Origin of the sequence: Pseudomonas sp. TH21, assembly GCF_016651025.1 — a bacterium.
Classification (GTDB): Bacteria; Pseudomonadota; Gammaproteobacteria; order Pseudomonadales; family Pseudomonadaceae; genus Aquipseudomonas; species Aquipseudomonas aylmerensis.
Genome location: NZ_JAEKEQ010000001.1, coordinates 5,729,138 through 5,746,302 on the forward strand (window position 1 = coordinate 5,729,138; position 17,165 = coordinate 5,746,302).

General features: G+C 55.3%; 15 protein-coding genes. 7 read left to right on the forward strand and 8 right to left on the reverse strand.

Annotated elements, in window-relative coordinates; translation table 11 throughout:
- Positions 1-4: 4 nt before the first annotated feature.
- From JFU04_RS25375 to JFU04_RS25385, 3 genes are read right to left on the reverse strand one after another with little or no spacing between them, the layout of a single operon-like run.
- Complete coding sequence (locus tag JFU04_RS25375; RefSeq protein WP_201145913.1) at positions 5-3,214, reverse strand: type I restriction endonuclease subunit R; 3,210 nt, start codon at positions 3,212-3,214, stop codon at positions 5-7.
- The gene (locus tag JFU04_RS25380) at positions 3,214-4,653 is read right to left on the reverse strand and encodes a restriction endonuclease subunit S (RefSeq protein ID WP_242485930.1); all 1,440 of its coding nucleotides are present in this window, start codon (positions 4,651-4,653) and stop codon (positions 3,214-3,216) included. The genes JFU04_RS25375 and JFU04_RS25380 overlap by 1 nt, the downstream gene beginning before the upstream one ends.
- Positions 4,650-6,626, reverse strand: coding sequence for an N-6 DNA methylase (locus JFU04_RS25385; protein WP_201145914.1), 1,977 nt, complete (start codon positions 6,624-6,626; stop codon positions 4,650-4,652). The genes JFU04_RS25380 and JFU04_RS25385 overlap by 4 nt, the downstream gene beginning before the upstream one ends.
- An 865-nt stretch (positions 6,627-7,491) precedes the next feature.
- Between JFU04_RS25385 and JFU04_RS25390 the strand changes: the two genes are divergently transcribed.
- On the forward strand, positions 7,492-7,752 hold the full coding sequence (locus JFU04_RS25390; protein WP_201146464.1) for a hypothetical protein: 261 nt from the start codon (positions 7,492-7,494) through the stop codon (positions 7,750-7,752).
- 97 nt (positions 7,753-7,849) lie between these two features.
- Entirely contained in the window at positions 7,850-8,194 is a 345-nt protein-coding gene (locus JFU04_RS25395; protein WP_201145915.1) for a hypothetical protein, read from the forward strand.
- A gap of 392 nt (positions 8,195-8,586) precedes the next feature.
- On the opposite strand, the gene JFU04_RS25400 is transcribed toward JFU04_RS25395, so the two are convergent.
- The 3 genes from JFU04_RS25400 to JFU04_RS25410 form a co-directional block, all read right to left on the reverse strand.
- Positions 8,587-9,486: a hypothetical protein gene (locus JFU04_RS25400; RefSeq protein ID WP_201145916.1), complete on the reverse strand. Its 900-nt coding sequence runs from the start codon at positions 9,484-9,486 to the stop codon at positions 8,587-8,589.
- 13 nt (positions 9,487-9,499) lie between these two features.
- Positions 9,500-10,117: a recombinase family protein gene (locus JFU04_RS25405; RefSeq protein WP_201145917.1), complete on the reverse strand. Its 618-nt coding sequence runs from the start codon at positions 10,115-10,117 to the stop codon at positions 9,500-9,502.
- A 165-nt stretch (positions 10,118-10,282) separates the two neighbouring features.
- Positions 10,283-11,116 (reverse strand): hypothetical protein, encoded by an 834-nt coding sequence (locus tag JFU04_RS25410; protein ID WP_201145918.1) that lies wholly within the window; start codon positions 11,114-11,116, stop codon positions 10,283-10,285.
- Positions 11,117-11,258: 142 nt separating this feature from the next.
- Here JFU04_RS25410 and JFU04_RS25415 point away from each other — a divergent pair, with 142 nt between their 5' ends.
- The 3 genes from JFU04_RS25415 (at position 11,259) to JFU04_RS25425 (ending at position 13,878) form a co-directional block, all read left to right on the forward strand.
- Positions 11,259-11,624: a hypothetical protein gene (locus JFU04_RS25415; protein WP_201145919.1), complete on the forward strand. Its 366-nt coding sequence runs from the start codon at positions 11,259-11,261 to the stop codon at positions 11,622-11,624.
- A gap of 477 nt (positions 11,625-12,101) precedes the next feature.
- Positions 12,102-13,280: an Arm DNA-binding domain-containing protein gene (locus JFU04_RS25420; RefSeq protein WP_201145920.1), complete on the forward strand. Its 1,179-nt coding sequence runs from the start codon at positions 12,102-12,104 to the stop codon at positions 13,278-13,280.
- A gap of 79 nt (positions 13,281-13,359) precedes the next feature.
- Complete coding sequence (locus JFU04_RS25425) at positions 13,360-13,878, forward strand: hypothetical protein (protein WP_201145921.1); 519 nt, start codon at positions 13,360-13,362, stop codon at positions 13,876-13,878.
- 88 nt (positions 13,879-13,966) lie between these two features.
- Here the strand turns inward: JFU04_RS25425 and JFU04_RS25430 are convergent, their stop codons facing one another.
- Both JFU04_RS25430 and JFU04_RS30765 read right to left on the reverse strand, forming a co-directional pair.
- A complete protein-coding gene (locus JFU04_RS25430) occupies positions 13,967-14,491 on the reverse strand; it encodes a hypothetical protein (protein ID WP_201145922.1) in 525 nt (174 codons plus the stop codon).
- A gap of 32 nt (positions 14,492-14,523) precedes the next feature.
- A complete protein-coding gene (locus tag JFU04_RS30765) occupies positions 14,524-14,994 on the reverse strand; it encodes a type II toxin-antitoxin system antitoxin SocA domain-containing protein (RefSeq protein ID WP_201145923.1) in 471 nt (156 codons plus the stop codon).
- A 656-nt stretch (positions 14,995-15,650) separates the two neighbouring features.
- Between JFU04_RS30765 and JFU04_RS25440 the strand changes: the two genes are divergently transcribed.
- Both JFU04_RS25440 and JFU04_RS25445 read left to right on the forward strand, forming a co-directional pair.
- Positions 15,651-15,902, forward strand: a complete 252-nt coding sequence (locus JFU04_RS25440; RefSeq protein WP_201145924.1) for a DUF6124 family protein — start codon at positions 15,651-15,653, stop codon at positions 15,900-15,902.
- A gap of 112 nt (positions 15,903-16,014) precedes the next feature.
- The gene (locus JFU04_RS25445) at positions 16,015-17,040 is read left to right on the forward strand and encodes a hypothetical protein (protein WP_201145925.1); all 1,026 of its coding nucleotides are present in this window, start codon (positions 16,015-16,017) and stop codon (positions 17,038-17,040) included.
- Positions 17,041-17,165 lie beyond the last annotated feature (125 nt).

Consider the following 17,165-nt stretch of genomic DNA (forward strand, 5'->3'; position numbering starts at 1 on the left):
CTCCTTAACCTTGTTGGCCGCCGCGCAAGCCACTCTCATCGAGCCCGGCTGCCGTCTTCAGCATCTTCAAAATCACTAACGCAAACGCCCGGCTTTTAGTTTCGTTATCCAGCACTTCCAGTGACAGCTTTTCGTGGTCGGTCATGGCATCTAGCACAGTGTCCAGCACGCGCTTGGGGAACAGGCCGTGCATCACTTGCTCAACCGAGTGATTGTTCACTTGGGCCATCACATCTTCCTGGCGGCTGATGCGCTGGGCGATGCCGGTGAGGAATTGCAGTTGGTCGTCATCGCTCACCTCGGCACCGAAGATATCGTTCAGCGCTTCGATGATTTCCGATAGGCGCTTTTTCTCCGGGTCGTGGGGCTTACCGCTGCCCACATCGCTGCCGGGCTTGAGAGTGTATTCGCCGTCTTCTTCGCTCAGCCGCAGCTGGTGCTCGGCGCGCTTGCTCAGGCGGTAGTGGCTCAGCTGCAGTTCGCCCACGTCCACGTCGTCTTGTTGCAGACGATCCACGCGCAGCAGCGGATGTAGGTGCTTGGCGTAAACGCACAGCTGCTCTAGTTCGCGGTCCTCATAAGGCACGATCTGCGAGAGGAACTCGTACAGGCGCACAAAGCTCTGCAGGTTCTTGCGGAACAGGTCGAGCTGATCAATCTGCTCGCCAGCCTCTTTCAGCGCGTGCTCGGCTTTTTTCAGGCCGGCGCTGTCGCCGTTGGCTTCGGTGGTGCGCTTGTAATCCAGCGCCTGCTGGCGCGATTCGATCGAGAAAGCATAACGCTTGGCAAAGCGCTCTTTAGCCGGGGTGCAGTAGTAGCTGAGCTTGCTAGCAGCCGCCTTGGGGTCGAAGAAGGCCATGGCGAACGCTTCGACCTCCTGCCAGTGATAAATCCCCTCGGCATCCAGCGTCTTCTGCAGGTCATAGATGATCTGCGGGTCGGTTACATCGGTCAGCTCGGCCTTGGTGTAGTACGGCAAGAAGGCGTCGAGAATGTCCTGCGGCTCGTTGAAGAAGTCGAGGATAAAGGTTTCCTTGCTGTCACCGAAGTTGCGATTCAGCCGCGACAGGGTCTGCACGCAGTCCACGCCTTGCAACTTCTTGTCCACGTACATGGCGCACAGCTTGGGCTGATCGAAGCCGGTTTGGTATTTGTTGGCCGCGATCATTACGTTGAAGTCCTGGGTGTCGAACGCTTGCGCCAGGTCACGGCCATTCAGGCCGGCGTTGAGCAGGCTGCTGCTTTCCGTCACCTCTTCGGAGATCACCTCATCCGGCAACACGCTGCCGGAGAACGCCACCAGCGGGTGTACATCGCTGTAACCCATCTGCTGCACATACGCCCTCACCGCCAACTGGTAGCGCACCGCTTCCTGGCGGCTGCTGGTCACCACCATGGCCTTGGCCTGGCCATTCAGCAGGCCACGGATATTGGCGCGGAAGTGCTCGACGATCACCTCGACCTTCTGGCTGATGTTGTACGGGTGCAGACGCACCCAGCGGGCCAGCTTGATGCGCGCTTTCTTGCTGTCCACCTCGTCGTCTTCGCCATCCGGGTGGGCGATCTTCCAGGCGGTGCTGTAGGTGGTGTAGTTACGCAGCACGTCGAGGATAAAGCCCTCCTCGATGGCCTGACGCATGGAATACAGGTGGAACGCCTCGGGCTTGTTGCTGGAGCTGGCTGGCAGCGTCGGGTCGGCCGGGCGCCCGAACAGCTCCAGGGTCTTGGCCTTGGGCGTGGCGGTAAAGGCGTAGTAGCTGATGCGCTCATTCGGTTGACGCGCCTGCACGGCGGCGTCGAGCAGCTCTTCGGCGCTGACTTCTTCACCATCCAGCGCATCGCTGCCAAGAATCTGTTTCAGCTTGCTAGCCGATGAGCCGGTTTGCGAGGAATGCGCCTCGTCGGCGATTACCGCATAGCGCCCGCTGGCCAGCTTGGGGTACTTGTCCAGCGCATCGAACAACGCCGGGAAGGTCTGGATAGTGACGATGATGATGCGCGTCTGCTCGGCCAGCGCTTCGGCTAACTGCTCGGACTTGCTCTGGCTGCTGGTTTCACGATTGATCTGCTTGACCACGCCTTGGGCATGTTCGAACTGGTAGATGGTGTCCTGCAGCTGTTTATCCAACACGGTGCGGTCGGTAATCACGATCACCGAGTTGAACAACCGTTGGCCGGCATCGTCGTACAGCGAGGCCAATTGATGGGCGGTCCAGGCGATGGAGTTGGACTTGCCCGAGCCGGCGCTGTGCTGGATCAAGTAGCGCCTGCCTGGCCCTTCCGCGCGGGTGGTGTTGATCAGCGTGTTGACCACTTCCCACTGGTGGTAACGCGGGAAGATCATCATCTCCTTGGTCACAGGCGTGCCGTCGAAGCCTTCGCTGGTTTTCTTCTCCAGGTGCAGAAAGCGCCCCAGCACCTTGAGCCAGGCATCCGGCTGCAGCAGCCGTTGCCACAGGTAGCTGGTAGCGTATTGGCTGTCATCCTCAGGCATCGGGTTGCCCGCGCCGCCTTCGGCGCTGCCGAGATTGAACGGCAGAAAAAAGGTGTCAGTACCCGCCAGTTTGGTGGTCATCGCCACCTCGTTCTGGCCCACGGCAAAGTGCACCAGCGCACCGCGGTTGAAGGTCAGCAACGGCTCGGGCTTGCGCGTGAGCGGGTCTTTTACCGGGCGGTCGTAACGATACTGGCGTTTGGCGTTTTCCACCGACTGCTTGAACTCGCTTTTCAGCTCCAGCGTGGCGGTGGGGATGCCGTTGACGAACAGCACCAGGTCCAGCCGTGGGTTATAGCTCTGCCCGCCGCTAGCCCCATCACGCGCATGCGGTGAGTAGGATACCTCCGGCACCACACGCAGGCGGTTGCACTGGTAGCGCTTGAGGGTGTCCGGGTTCATGCCGTGGTCGGGCTGGAAGCTGCATAGTTCCACCTTCACCGCCGGCAGCTTGAAACCATGGCGCAGCACATCCAGGGTACCGCTCTGCTCCAGCTCACGCACCAGCTTTTGCACCAGCACATCGTCCGGATTGTTCGGGTTGGCCTTGGCGAACTTGTCCCAACGCTCCGGCCAGGCGTCCATGAAGTAGCCCAACACATCCTCGGTATACAGCGCTGTGCGGCGGTCGTAACCGCTGGCTGTGCCGACCAGCCAACCTTGCGCGGCCAGGGCGTCGATGATGTCTTGTTGAAACTGAGCTTCCTTGCTGTCCGCCATTACACGGCCTCTTGTACTAATTCGGGAGTTGTCACGCTGGCCGGTGGCTGCCAGCCGCGCACGTCGATTTTGCCGGTGACGGCGGCGGAGATTAGGGCGGAGCGGCGTTCTTGGAGCAATCTAATGCCCTCAGCAGCTTCTTTGCTTAAGAAATTAAACTGTGCTCTTAGCTTTTTTACTGCGGCGACAATCTCAGCCACCTCGTTGCTTGGGGGGACAGGCACATCAATTGATTTGACGATGTCAGTGTTCAAGTTCGGCTGCCCCGAGCCAGCAGCCCTATCCCTAAGCCCCTCAGTCAAGGTTGCCAGATAGAGATATGAATACTCTTTATCCAGAGAAATATTTTCGAAGCCAACTACTCCGTCATTAGCATTTGCGTCGATCATCAGTATTTTCGGAACACCCAAGGTCGCTCCGCTATTTGAAAGCAACAAAGTGCCCTTAGAAAAAACCCGGCATTGATCGCTGCCTTTCTTTGTCAGAAACGTCTCTGTTTCATCCAGATAAATTTCATCGTCTTTCGTTATTTCTGCAACCGTTACCCAAGGCGAATAATCACCATTGAACAGTTCTGGGTCACCGGCTGGTCGTGGTGAGCCTCCCCTAACAACAGAAGAAATATACCCAAACTTGCTTACCACCCAATGCGCCGGCACCTCGCCCAGCCACTCCACGCCGGAATCTTTCATCGGCACCGTCGGGTCGAGGCCTTTGATGACGGCGAGGGAGATCACGGCCTGGCGCTTTTCCTTGAGCAGTTCGATCAAACGCTGCTGCTCTTCGATCAGCGCATCCATACGGGCGGTTTCATGGTCGAGGAAGCGGGCGATTTGAGTTTGTTCGAATAGCTCGGGCGCTGCGATCTTAAAGTTATTAATCACATCAGTGGGCACCCGCTTAAGCCCCCCAGCACCGATCATGCTGGAGGTGCAAAAGCTCATATAGCTGCCTTCTTGCACGCGGTAAAAAAGATACTCCGTATTAACACCCTTAAAGGGTCTGAGTACGTTGATTTCGCTTGAGCCAAACCCAATGCCATTGGTCAACCCCTTGGCAATCGCAACATTCATGTTCTCGAAGCAAGGCGTGACCTTGGCCTGAAGTACGTCTCCGTCCTCGAAATAGGTGTAGCCGCCAATAACCTCTTCGATGGGGCGCTCTTCGTCCAGCTGAACAACACCAGTTTTCAGCTTCTCCATGGGCACAAAGCTGCATAGCTGCTTAGTATCACCAGCGAAACCTGATTTCCTCGGATTGAGTAATGCGAGATGCTTTATAGGCATCAACTTCCAATGCTCTGGCACCTCGCCTAGCCACTCCACCCCGGAATCCTTGTACGCCGGATACTTCAGAACCGCACTCAGGCTTTCCCTGCCCTCGCCCCGCGGGTCAACGGCTACGCCGTTGTACAAATGTGCTCCCGACAAATTTGTCATGCCGACAGCCCCTCAATCATCTGCTTGATACGGTCAGTGCAGGCTTTCAGTTCGCTATCGATCTCGGCCAGTGGGCGCGGCGGCTGGAACACATAGAAGTGGCGATTAAAGGGAATCTCGAAACCGACAATGCCGACTTCGCCGTCCAGCGCATCGGTCTTACTTTCGTCGATCCAGGCATCCGGTACATGGGGAATAACTTCGCGCTGGAAGTAGTCATATACCGATTCGCCCAGCGGCACGTTCTCGTTGTCGCGCAGGCCGGTGTCGGCTTCGGGCTGGCCCTTGGTGGTGCAGATATCCGCCTCGGGGTCGCGTTCGCTCAGGGCATTGAGCACGGCTTTTAGCTCCGAAGTGCCGAGGCTGACGCTATGCGCGGCAAGGGCTTTTTTCAGCTGTTTGCTGAACTGCTCGCGGTTGCGGTGGAGCACGCTGGCGTCCATCGCTTGCAGGGCTGTTAGCAATCGCTGCTGGGTGGTGGTGTCGAGTTTCTGCAGGGCTTTTTCTTCCAGCACTTTAGCAAGGCGCTCGGCGCTGGTTTGGAAGTTCAGGCGCAGCGGACGCTCGACGATGATACGCCGGTAGCCGAAGGCATCGATGGGGAAGATTTTGCTCTGCGCGGTTTGCTCGAAGCTGCCATACAGGCGTACCAGATCTATGATTTGATCTTCAGTGATGTACTGACGCTTGCTGCCCAGCGACTTGCGCATCTTGGCGTAGTGCTGGCTGCCGTCGATCAACTGCACTTTCCCCTGGCGCGCAGCGGCCTTGTGGTTGCTGAGTATCCAGACATAGGTGGCGATGCCGGTGTTGTAGAACATGTCAGTCGGCAGCGCGACGATGGCTTCGACCAGATCGTTCTGCAGCAGGTAGCGGCGAATCTCCGACTCACCCGAACCCGCACCGCCGGTAAACAGTGGCGAGCCGTTGAGGATGATGCCGACGCGCGAGCCACCGTCGCGTGGGTCACGCATCTTGCTGACCAGGTGCAAGAGGAACAGCAGCGAACCGTCAGACACACGCGGCAGGCCTGGGCCGAAGCGGCCGTCGAAGCCTTTGTGGCTGTGCTCGTCGGTGATCTGCTTCTGCACCTTCTTCCACTCCACGCCGAACGGCGGGTTGCTGAGCATAAAGTCGAAGCGCTTGTCGGCCAACTGGTCGTTGGACAGGGTGTTGCCGAGCTTGATGCTGGCCACGTCCTGGCCCTTGATCAGCATGTCCGCCTTGCAGATGGCGTAGGACTCCGGGTTGAGTTCCTGGCCGTGCAGCGACACGCTGACCTTCTCGCTGATGGACTGGATGTACTCATCACCCTCAGACAGAAAGCCGCCGGTGCCAGCGGTTGGGTCATAGATGGTGACGATGCTGTTGGGCGCGAGCTTGTGGTCCTGATCGGTGATCACCAGCGAGGTGGTGAGGTGCACGATATCGCGCGGGGTGAAGTGCTCCCCGGCGGTTTCGTTGGAGCTTTCCGCAAACTTGCGGATCAGCTCTTCGAAGATGATGCCCATACCAAAGTTGCTGATGAACTCGGGGCTCAGATCCGTGGCGGCGAATCGCTGCACCACCTGATACAGCAGGTTGGCGGTTTCCAGTTGCTGAACGAAATCTTCAAAGTGGAAATGCTCAAAAATCTCGCGAGCATCCTTACTGAACGCCTGTACGTAGCTCATCAGATCGGCGGCGGTCTGGGTATCGGACAGCGTCCCAAGGGTCAGCGGCGAGCCATTGAAGAACTGCTGACCGGCAGCGCGGAGCAGAATCATCTCACGCACTTGGTCCGGACGGCCTTCCTGAGCGAAGGTTTGTTTGATCACCTCATCCTTGGTCGATGCGAGCACGCACTCCATGCGCCGTAACAGGGTGAATGGCAGGATGATGCGACCGTATTGCGATTGTTTGAAGTCACCGCGCAGCAGATCGGCAATGGACCATAGAAACGCTGCCGTCTGGGAATGATTTTCCGTGTTCACGCAATAACTCCTTGGAGTACGGGCAAAAACGCAAGTTTACCCCGTAGTGCTGGCAGCCGGTCACAGAACCGACGGCCTATTTTCACTCTGCTCCCAACAATCAAAAATGCTCAAACCGCACTCGAACGTGTCGCAAGCAACGACATGTCTGGCGCAACGTGGCCTCGAAATCGGTTTTTTGCAGCCTATGCAGTGGTTAGCCAGCAAGAAATTGATTCGCCAGCCTAACCATTTGAGTAGCGAGTTCTAAAGCAACTCATCGTCGTCATCTGTTGCGCATTCATTACTCGCGCCCTTTCGCTGGCCGGGAGAGTCGTCATTGCCCACCATGTGTTGTCACAGCGCGCGCCTGACGAATACCTCCTAGTGCTCAGTTGTCATCTGCTGTCGTTCTAACGCTGCCGCCATAGCACATTATGAACTGTGGAGACCCTGTACCCATCAAGCGGCAGCGACGACACCTACTCACGACACCTCTTCACAACGCCAACTATCTTGTACAAAGCTCGTGAAAGACCTGAAACCCAGTATTCATGCGGGTTACAGAGACAACACCCCTTCACGACACCCCTTCACAACGCCAATTATCTTGTACAACGCTCGTGAAAGACCTGAAACCCAGTATTCATGCGGGTTAAAGGGACAACACCGCTTCACGACACCCCTTCACAACGCCAATTATCTTGTACAAAGCTCGTGAAAGACCTGAAACCCAGTATTCATGCGGGTTACAGAGACAACACCCCTTCACGACACCCCTTCGCTCAGATCGGCAGATCACTCTATGGGAGGTGAACCGTCAGACTCCCATAAGTAATAGATGGGAAGTGAGCATGTTTTTTTTGAAACGTGTCGCGGAGCGGATATGAGCGGTGCGCTGGTCGCTTTGGAACTTAGTCCCCCAAGAGCCGACGGAACGCATTTCAGGAGGATAAAGTCCTTGGGATTGGCACGGCAGATGAGAAGCTATATTCAGTGCAAATTTTCAGCCCAGAAGGAGCAAGACATGGACTCAATTGAGCTACTGGTTTATGCGGTCATCGGCGTGGTCGGCACGCTGGGAGTGGCTGCGGTGATTGGCTACAAGATCGCAGATCATCTCGATAAGAAGCATCACACCGACTGATTTTGCTGCACATCGGCAGATGCGCATGGTGGTGGCTTGGGATTCACCAATGCTCGGGTAACGTTCAGGCATGTGCCAAGTCCAGCAGGTTCACGTCATGAGCAAAGTTAAATGCCAGTGCTGCAAGAAGATGATGGTTCCAAAGGTGGTCACTAGCGCGCCGTTCTACATCAATGGAATACCCGTGGGCGGCCGTGACCCGGAGTCGTCCGTATGCCCCTTCTGTCTGTCGCAGAAGTGGATGCTCACCGAACATCAGGCTCTGGCTGCCGGCAAAGCCAATGCCGAGTTCCACGGCATAATGGTGCTTGCCTTGGTGAATATCGTTGCGTTCGCCCGTTTCGGCGAACTGGTGGGCGGCATTACGCTTGCGGTGTCAGTCGCAAGCTTTCTCCTGCGCGCCAGAATTATCAGGGTATTGCTACGGCGCCTGGGCCGTTAGACGAGCCAGCACATTCCAGGCGACCGGAATGCTACCCAGGCGGCGAATACAGCCTGGGTAGAATTCGTAAAGGATGTCACTGCTGCTCGACAGTGCGCAAAACTTCGTCGCTACTTGGTCACTTCATCGCGGGTTAAGCGCAGTGGTGGTACTGAACCCTGTATGGCGAGCGGTTGCCCTGGCCAGCGCCAAGCAGTTCAGCAACGCGCTGATGTAGCCCTTTTCAGGCGGACCTTTTTAAACACCGGAAAATTTTACCCCTCCTAAGGGAAAGGTTGGCCGTTTGAACTGGCCCTGGGACACCATATAAATCAAGGCCTCCAGCAATTTATGTTTTTCTCGCTTAGCACTCATGGGTGCAGGGCGGGTGCAAGTGCTAGGGGCTTGGGCGTTTATCGACGCTTTTTTCGTTTCGGTTTCGGCGGGACTGGGCGGTTACTCCTTGGGCCAGGATCAAATTTTGATTTAAGGCCTTGTCGTGCCGCTGCAGTATCGGGGAACGCTGCCGTCATCAGATCCGTGGCTTTCTCTAGGGTATCTGCGCACAGGTCTAGCATCGTCGACAAATATCCTTTATCCGTGTCGTTTTCTAATCCCGTACCTCGTCCATTCGGTTCCATTCGGAAAAAAGAAATTGGTAGTACGTGTGCGTATTGAGACAAGAGATCCCAATATGCGTAAAACGTCGTCTTTTCCCAGCCAGCACGTACGAGCATTTCGTCTCTGGTTGGAATCATTAGGTTGTCACCTGACAAGCACCGTTTCTTAACCTGTGGGGTTAGGGTTTGGAACCACGGATTACTGTTTAATCTTTCTCTCAACTCCTCTGCTTGCTGTTGCAAGCCTTCGAGTCCTCCATCGGCTCCGATATTGCTCAGCATTTTTATTCTTCTCATGCAGTCGTTGAGATACATGACGTTAATTCGTACCGACCATTCCTCCCGGCTCTCTGGTTCCTCTACGATGTATAGAAATAGGAGATACCCTTCAATAATTGCTCGGCTATGACCAGCCGCAACCCCAAAATCCCATTGTTCAAAATCTGCTCGCACCCATCTTGAGCGGGGGACGGCCGAAATTATTGCGATCGCATGGTTACACAGCCTGGCGAAGACATAGGTTGAGTGGCCTAAATGCGGTTCTGCCATTTGCACGCCAATCGACTGGCTGACAGCAACGGCTTCACACGTCGCGAGGTCAAACTTCTTCAGGGAATCGTTGTACTGCTTATTGAGTTCAATCTTTTCTGCAGCGTTCAGCTCTGCGTCCATCGAAAAACCGTCCTTTTTCATGATGTTTTTGTGGCTACAAGCTGGCGATGTCGCGAATGCGAAGTACGGTGGTGGTGGAGCAGTTCGCGTGCCTTGCTGTGGCGCGGATGCCCAGACCCGCGCCAAGCAGCTCGGTCACGCGCTTGTGCAGGTCAGCGTCAACCGGACGGCCTTGATACTTACCAGCGGCTTTGGCCTTTTCAATGCCCTGGGCCTGGCGCTCGCGGCGCTGCTCATAGTCCTTGCGTGCGATCGCGGCCATCATCTCCACCAGCATCGAGTTGATCGCTCCCAGCATCCGCCCGGTGAACTCGTCGCCCTTGGTGTCCTGCATTCCCTGATGGCTGGTAGGCAGGTCGAGCGCAACGATGCGCAGGCCCTTTGAATCGATCGCAGCCTTGAGCTTTTGCCAGTCCTCCACCGGGAGGCGGGAGAGACGGTCTATCGACTCCACCAGCAACACGTCACCCTTGCGGGCATCCTTGAGCAGGCGCATTAGCTCAGGCCGGTCGGCTGTAGCACCGCTGGCGTTCTCCAGGTACAAACTTGCAATGACCTTGTTATGGTCGCTGGCGAACTGCTCAAGCGACGCCCGGGCACGGCCGGCGTCTTGCTCTTCGGTGGAGGCTCGGAGGTATGCGCGGATAAACATGATGGGTGCCTGTATCAGTTAGGGCGTTCTACTAATACTGTTGCACTATGGGTGTTACTTATCAAGCGAAAAGCACGGAAAAGGCAAAACAAGCCTGTATCTGGATAGGCATACCCAAAAAAGCCGCAGGTAAGCGATCTGCCACGGCGATACAGTCCTGCAGATCTATTTCCCTACAAAGTAGAGCGCCCTGCCCTCATTAAAGATTGCCGCAGGGATCGAGTTTTTCCTCAGCCGCTGGCCAGGGTGGTAGATGTAGATCCACTCAGGCAGGTGTTGCGATGCAAGCAGCATGGCTTGCGAAGTCGTCATGTCGTTCTTGTAAGCATCAAGGGTGAACTGGTTGTCACGTACGAAGATCGGCCCGAAGCTAAGTGGCGATTTCAGAAAGCTCGGCGATTTAGCAACCTCATCACTATATGGAATCGGACGCTCAGCATAGCTCTCTGCCAGGGATGCATAGGCGAGATGATGACCATCAGGATATTTACCGGTTTGCATTGGCAGCTTCGATAAACCATTGGCAAAAACTCTCTTGCGAGCTTCTTCGACCTTACGCAATACGAGAGCAGATGCCTCCTCCGGCGAGCTTGCCTGGTCAACTGGCACCCACGCGACAATCTGGGTTGCGCGCGCCGGATTACTCGTCCCACCCAACAACATTAACCCCATGCCAATTCCCGCTGCTGAGCCACCACTCAGTCCTTTAGGTGGTAACACGAGGCCAACAGCGATTAACCCGGCGTCCCCAACTACAGCTCTAGGACTGCCAGCAGGACTCACCCCGCGGGCTGCCCCTGACAAACTGAGCGGAACGTCACGCTGACCAGAAATACCCATGGCGGTCAGAACGTGCATGGCATCCGACCACTTATCCCTCGGCACATCTTTCGGTTCAAGGAGCACGCCCGTTGCCTCCGGCGTGCTGGAACAGCCAACCAGAAAAGCCACTGCTCCTGCCAGCAAACCGACTCGGATCGTTTTTGATCTATTACCCATGGCGCCACTCCCTGTTCTGATTGCCACAGCTTACGAAGGCTTTTAGGAAACCCAATGGCATAAGCCTACGAGCTATGCCGACTTGGGATTTCCATGCCCTGGCATAGCGTGTCATGCAACCCCATGCATGCGGAGCACCACCATGGAATTTCGTCACCTCGAAAACGGATTTACGTTCCCACCTATAGCACCGAACGGCCGGACTTACGCCGTACCTGTCACACAGGAAAACCAAGTAGAAATTTTCTGCCTGACATCTGAAGGCATTGTTGCGCGAGGCGTTAAGGCCAGCTGGGATGCGATTACGGGCGTCTATTACGACGACGAGTGCTGGGAAATCATCATGCCGAATTACATCGGGAGGGAAATGCATTTTCGTCGGAGCGCGCCCTGCGGAATCGTCGAAGACGGCTGCGAAACCCTCAAAACAAATATCCAAGGATTTGCAATTTCAGTTTGCGTAATGAACCGCATTTTATACGAGCAGAAAAAACTGCAGCAGCGCTGAGGTAACACTCAAGTTTTTCAGGGCTGCTGGAATCGCATCATATTGAAGATGCCCGTCTCCTTGGGAGGGATTTTTCGCCTTTTTGATTTCCGGCGCTTTTGTTGCGTGAAAGCGAAACACACAGCTAGTAACCACCCGTAGCCTATCCGAGTAGCTCAAAGGAACTCGGAAAATGAAGCACCAAATAATTAAACGCTGCGTGTACATGTACGAACTCACCGACAAGTCGAAAGACAACGATTTTCCAGCAAGCCGGAGTAGACGAGCGGTTGCGCCCCATTGGCGGCAATCGCAAACCCTGACCAGTCAGAAATAACGTCACATGCGCTACGTGACCGTCAGGAAATTCGCCAGCGAGTCTGGCTACACAGAAGACGCGATCCGCTCAAAGATCCGTGATGGTGTTTGGCGGCTCGGTGAGATATGGATCAAGGCGCCGGATGGCCGGACGCTTCTCGATGTAGAGGGATATGAATCATGGGTAGAGGCGGGAGGGGAGTTCGGGCGGTCTCCGATACGAGTATCGAAATCACGTTCATGTATCGGGGCGTCAGGTGCCGCGAGCGGATCACGCTCAAGCCCACCGCCACTAACATGAAGAAAGCCGAGCAGCATAAGGCGGCGATTGAGCACGCAATATCGATCGGCACATTCGACTACTCCGTGACGTTTCCGGGATCTCCCCGGGCGGCGAAGTTTGCGCCCGAGGCATCCCGCGAGACTATCAACGGCTTCTTGACCAGGTGGCTAACAGCGAAGGAGAAGCACGTCGCCAGCAGCACCTTCGATGGGTATCGGAAGCTGGTCACGCTGCGGCTGATCCCGGCCATTGGCGACACGATGCTGGTTGATCTGAAGCGAAAGGCCGTGCGCGACTGGCTCGACACCCTGGAGGTGAGCAACAAGACGCTCAGCAATATCCAGAGCTGCCTGCGCTCTGCGCTGAACGATGCCACCGAAGAGGAATTGATCGAGTTGAACCCGCTGGCGGGTTGGACCTACTCACGCAAGGCCGCACCACTGAAAGACAATGATGTCGATCCATTTAGCCCAGAGGAGCAGCAGGCTGTGCTGGGCGCCCTCTCCGGACAGGCGCGTAATATGATTCAGTTCGCCCTGTGGAGCGGCCTTCGCACTAGCGAACTGGTAGCACTGGACTGGGGCGATATCGACTGGCTGCGTGAAGAGGTGATGGTGAGCCGCGCAATGACTCAGGCCGGCAAAGGGAAAATCGAGACCACCAAGACTGCCGCCGGACGCAGAAGCGTGAAGTTGCTCCGGCCCGCATTGGAGGCGCTGAAAGCGCAAAAGGCACACACATTCCTAGCAGACAACGAGGTCTTTCAGAACCCCCGCACCCTGGAGCGATGGGCCGGCGATGGGCCGATTCGGAAAACGATGTGGGTTCCGGCGATGAAGAAGGTCGGCGTTCGATATCGACGCCCGTATCAAACCCGCCACACCTACGCGTCCATGATGTTGTCGGCAGGCGAGCATCCGATGTGGGTGGCCAAGCAGATGGGACACACGGATTGGACAATGATCGCGCGGGTGTACGGGCGATGGATGCCATCGGCTGACTCAGCAGCAGGAAGCAAAGCAGAAAAACTGTGGAGTGCTGCTGAAAGTGAATTAATTTTGACATTCAAACCATAAACGCTGTAGCGTAAAAGGCCGAATATGGTGGTCCCGAAAGGACTGTCAATTGCAATGAAACTGCATAAAGAGAAACTTAATGAACTACTCGAAATTCTTCCATACCGAATATGATGAACAAGCGCCAGTTGGAAAAATTGGGCGCGGCTCTCACTACTCAGTCCTCAGTACGCTACAGCTCCGTGACGAACACCTCAACTTTTTGGACGAAACCAAAGTCCAGCGCATTGGCGTGATTTGGGATGAAGATCACGACACACGAATCATCGAAGTTTTAGAGCGCGCCTTAGTTACCGGAATTCTTTCCCCTGTGCAATTTATTGGGGAAAGAAAGGGTGGCGTAACTATTATTGTAGACAAGAATAACGCTCAAGCTAAAGGTGCAGACTTTCTCCGCAAATGGGAGAAAATATGCATGAGTGTTGACTGTGACTCTTGGGCATTCAATGTTGAGACAATTGAAAGCGACACCGGAATGATCATTCATACGTCTAACGAGCGGATCAAAACCTACTTGACCAACATTGATAACTTGTGGTCCATAGGGCTTTCTGATCATTACTATGACCCTCAAGTGCCTCCAATGGTCCTAGAATAGTAAAAATTTCGGCTGCTGAAGTGAAGACTCAAAAATTCAACTCAGAAATCGTAACGTTTAAAGGCCAAAACAAAGAAGCCCAGCACAGTTAGCTGGGCTTCTTTTTATCCTTGGCAGCTACTTTTCCTTCCTGCTTAGGCTTGCCGTACAGCCAGTATGCAGCAATACCGTATAGCCCCAAAACCGTTGCAGTGGTGGAGGTAATAAAAGCAATAACAACAGTATCAGAAAGCTTAAAGGGTATGTATTTATAGCCATCATAAAGAGGAGTAAACCATTGCCCGAATCCCTGCAATAGCACGACCGCTAATATAACAAAAATCCACGCAAGCGCCAGAGCGAGAAGAAACTTCGAATGAGACATCCGCATGCCATGAATATCATCATCATGCTTACGCTTCTGATCTTGATCTTCGTTATTAGCAAAAGCCTGCGCCTCACCGGCAATAGTAGGGTCAAGAAGTGGGGATTGGGATGGCGTAGAAGATGGGAGAAATTCACTTTTCCCTTGGTCTTCGTTCTCAGCAAAAGCTAGTGCTTCACCAATAATATTTGGGTCAAGCAGTGGAGATTCAGAAGATGTTGAAGATGGCAGGAATTCGCTCGATGACACTTTAGGCGAACTCCCGCCTGTATCGTCTTGACTCATAGCATAGAGTGGGTTGGCTGAGCCAAGATCCAACGATAGAACCCTTCAATCATATCGTTAGAGATCACAGCGTTTTGCCCTTGATTACTCCAAGTTACGCTCCAAGGCGTACCAGGTTTATGAGTAGCAGCCGACAATGTCACTCCGTCTGCCCGGCCATATATACCAGCGACTTGTTTCATTATGGCCCGCTCTGTCGGATCGAAATTCTCGACAGGAGCAGACGGAACATGCGTTACTGGCGAAGAGCGGAAATCTCTAACAGCCTGATAAACGCTGCGCACTACTGGGCCGTACTGCCAAGCCTGTACGGGCTCGTTTATCAACGGCACACCATGCTTACCAAGCATATAACCGTGCGCTATGTAGACGAGCTTCAGTAGCTGCATAGGCGTTACAGCAGGATCCCCAGCCTCGCGGCATTCGTTAAGGATTTGCTGGGCAACTGCACGCGCATCTCTACTCATCGTTTTGCCCTCCTTGTGGTCTAGCTAGATATCAAAATGAGGCGCGAGTCTGCCGAAGTCAAGCGAGAATGTCAATTTCTCCTTGACACCTTCAGCATGGCTCGTTCCTGCCTAGAATTATAACAAAATACTGTACATACAGCCAGCACTATCTTTCCAACAACGCCATCAGAATAGGTTACGAACGGTTTTGTAATGGCAGCAAAATGACAGCTTTAGCGCTATAAGCTACGGAATACGAGAGCTAGACGGGGGTTCAAATCCCCCCGGCCCACCAATTCGAAGCATCGACAAAACCCGAGTGCGGGTTTTGTTGTTTCTAGGGTTTGGAAAGCCCGACAGGACGGACCTTCGGAATTTTCCTTCAAGCTATCGCGCCATTGATGAACTGGCGCAACCCGCGCCACAACGTTAATTTTCTCGAGTCGCTGCTCATCAGCGACCGGCTTTGACAGGCCGAAAAGTGTAACCTTTCACCCCGCTTGATAAGACGGCATGCTTGACGCATTCCGCCTAGTTCATGGCGGCTGTGCGTGGGGCATCTTCGGGTGCGCCGGGTTCCTACACTTCCGGTCTGTCAACCCGCGTACAGCTGCCTCCCATTCCTGTTTGACAGCAGAGGGCGGTAGCTCCTTAAACAGTGTGGGAGCTTCATCATGAAAAAGATCACCCCCAATCCCCCCTCCGCAACCCTCTTCACAATCGCTCCGGATATCACCTCCGAAACCCTGCTGATCCAAGCCAGCGAAACCCTCGCGTCACTCAACGCCATGACCACCGATCTGGCCTTCGAACTCGACGGCGCCCACCGTCACAAGCTGCTGGCCACCCAGCAGCTGATCATGCTGGGCGAGTTGTTGGTCGAGCGCGTGCTGGTCCTCACCCAAGACACACAAACATTCCAGTAATAAAAAGGCCGAGACGCGTTCAGCGACTCGGCCTATTGCTGTCCGTCTGGAATCCGCCCGCACTTCCCATTACCCTGACCGCCTCTATCAGACAACCGGAAGTCCGATACCCGTGCTGAAGCCCCTCGTCGTTCTCACCCTCGCCTGCGCCCCAGTGCTTGCAACCGCCGCCGACCTCGCTGGCGTCTGGACGGGCACTTTGGGCAAATCCGCGATCACCGTCTGTTTCAACGGCGCCCACGGCGCCAATGGCAGTTACTACTACCAACGTATTCTCACGCCCATTCAGCTGACTCAGGCCAATGCCAGTGAGCCGTGGGTGGAAGAAGGGCAAACCGGCTTCTGGCAGTTGGACGACCCGCAAGACGACTCGCTGACCGGCACCTGGAGCAAATCACTGGCTGGTAAAAGCCTGGCGTTGGTGTTGAAACGCGCGGACGCCGACGGGTGCGCGAGCGACACCTACAACCTTCCTCTTGAAGCCGCGCCGCCTGCGGTAAAGGTCGAGAAGAAGACCTTCGCCGAGCATGCCTATCAAGTAAAGACCCAAGGTGGGCAGGTCATCCTGAAACTTGAAGGCGACGGGGAAGCGATCGATAAGATCAACCGCGACCTCGCGCGCATGGCCATCAATCCAGAGGGCCAGACCGACTTCTACCGGGAGCGACGCAACTCACTGGACCAGAATGGCGGCACCACGACCAGCGAGATCACGGTGGAGCCGTCGTACTGGTCAGCGCACTGGATCACTGTGCGTTTCTATCGCTGGTCGGCGGGCTACGGGCGCGGTGGAATCAGTTGGGGCCTGCACAGCTGGAACCTGCAAACCGGCGAAAAGGTCGACCCGTGGACGTGGCTGGGAGGCCGCGAGCAATGGGACAACCCCTACTCGGGCCAAGTCAAACTGCCTGCCCACTTCAGCGCGTGGCTGGCCAAACAGACCACCACCGACGAAGGGTGCCCGGCGGTGACCAGCTATTCCACGTTCGATTTGAGCTTCAACACCCAGGGCCTGCAACTCTCGACACCCGCCCAAGGCGACGGCTGTGACAACGAGCTGAGCTTTACCTGGGAGCAACTGGAGCCGGTGCTCTCGGCGCAAGGCAAGGCCGCAGTCCCCAGTTTGAAGGCCCCGTGAGGGTCTGGGTGCACTTTAAAAAAATCCGACACTCGTTCACGAAATATTCAGAAACGCCGACGGATACTAGCCAATTGCAATGACCGTTCCCCCGGACGGTCCTCCTGCCTTGGTAGCCAGAACCC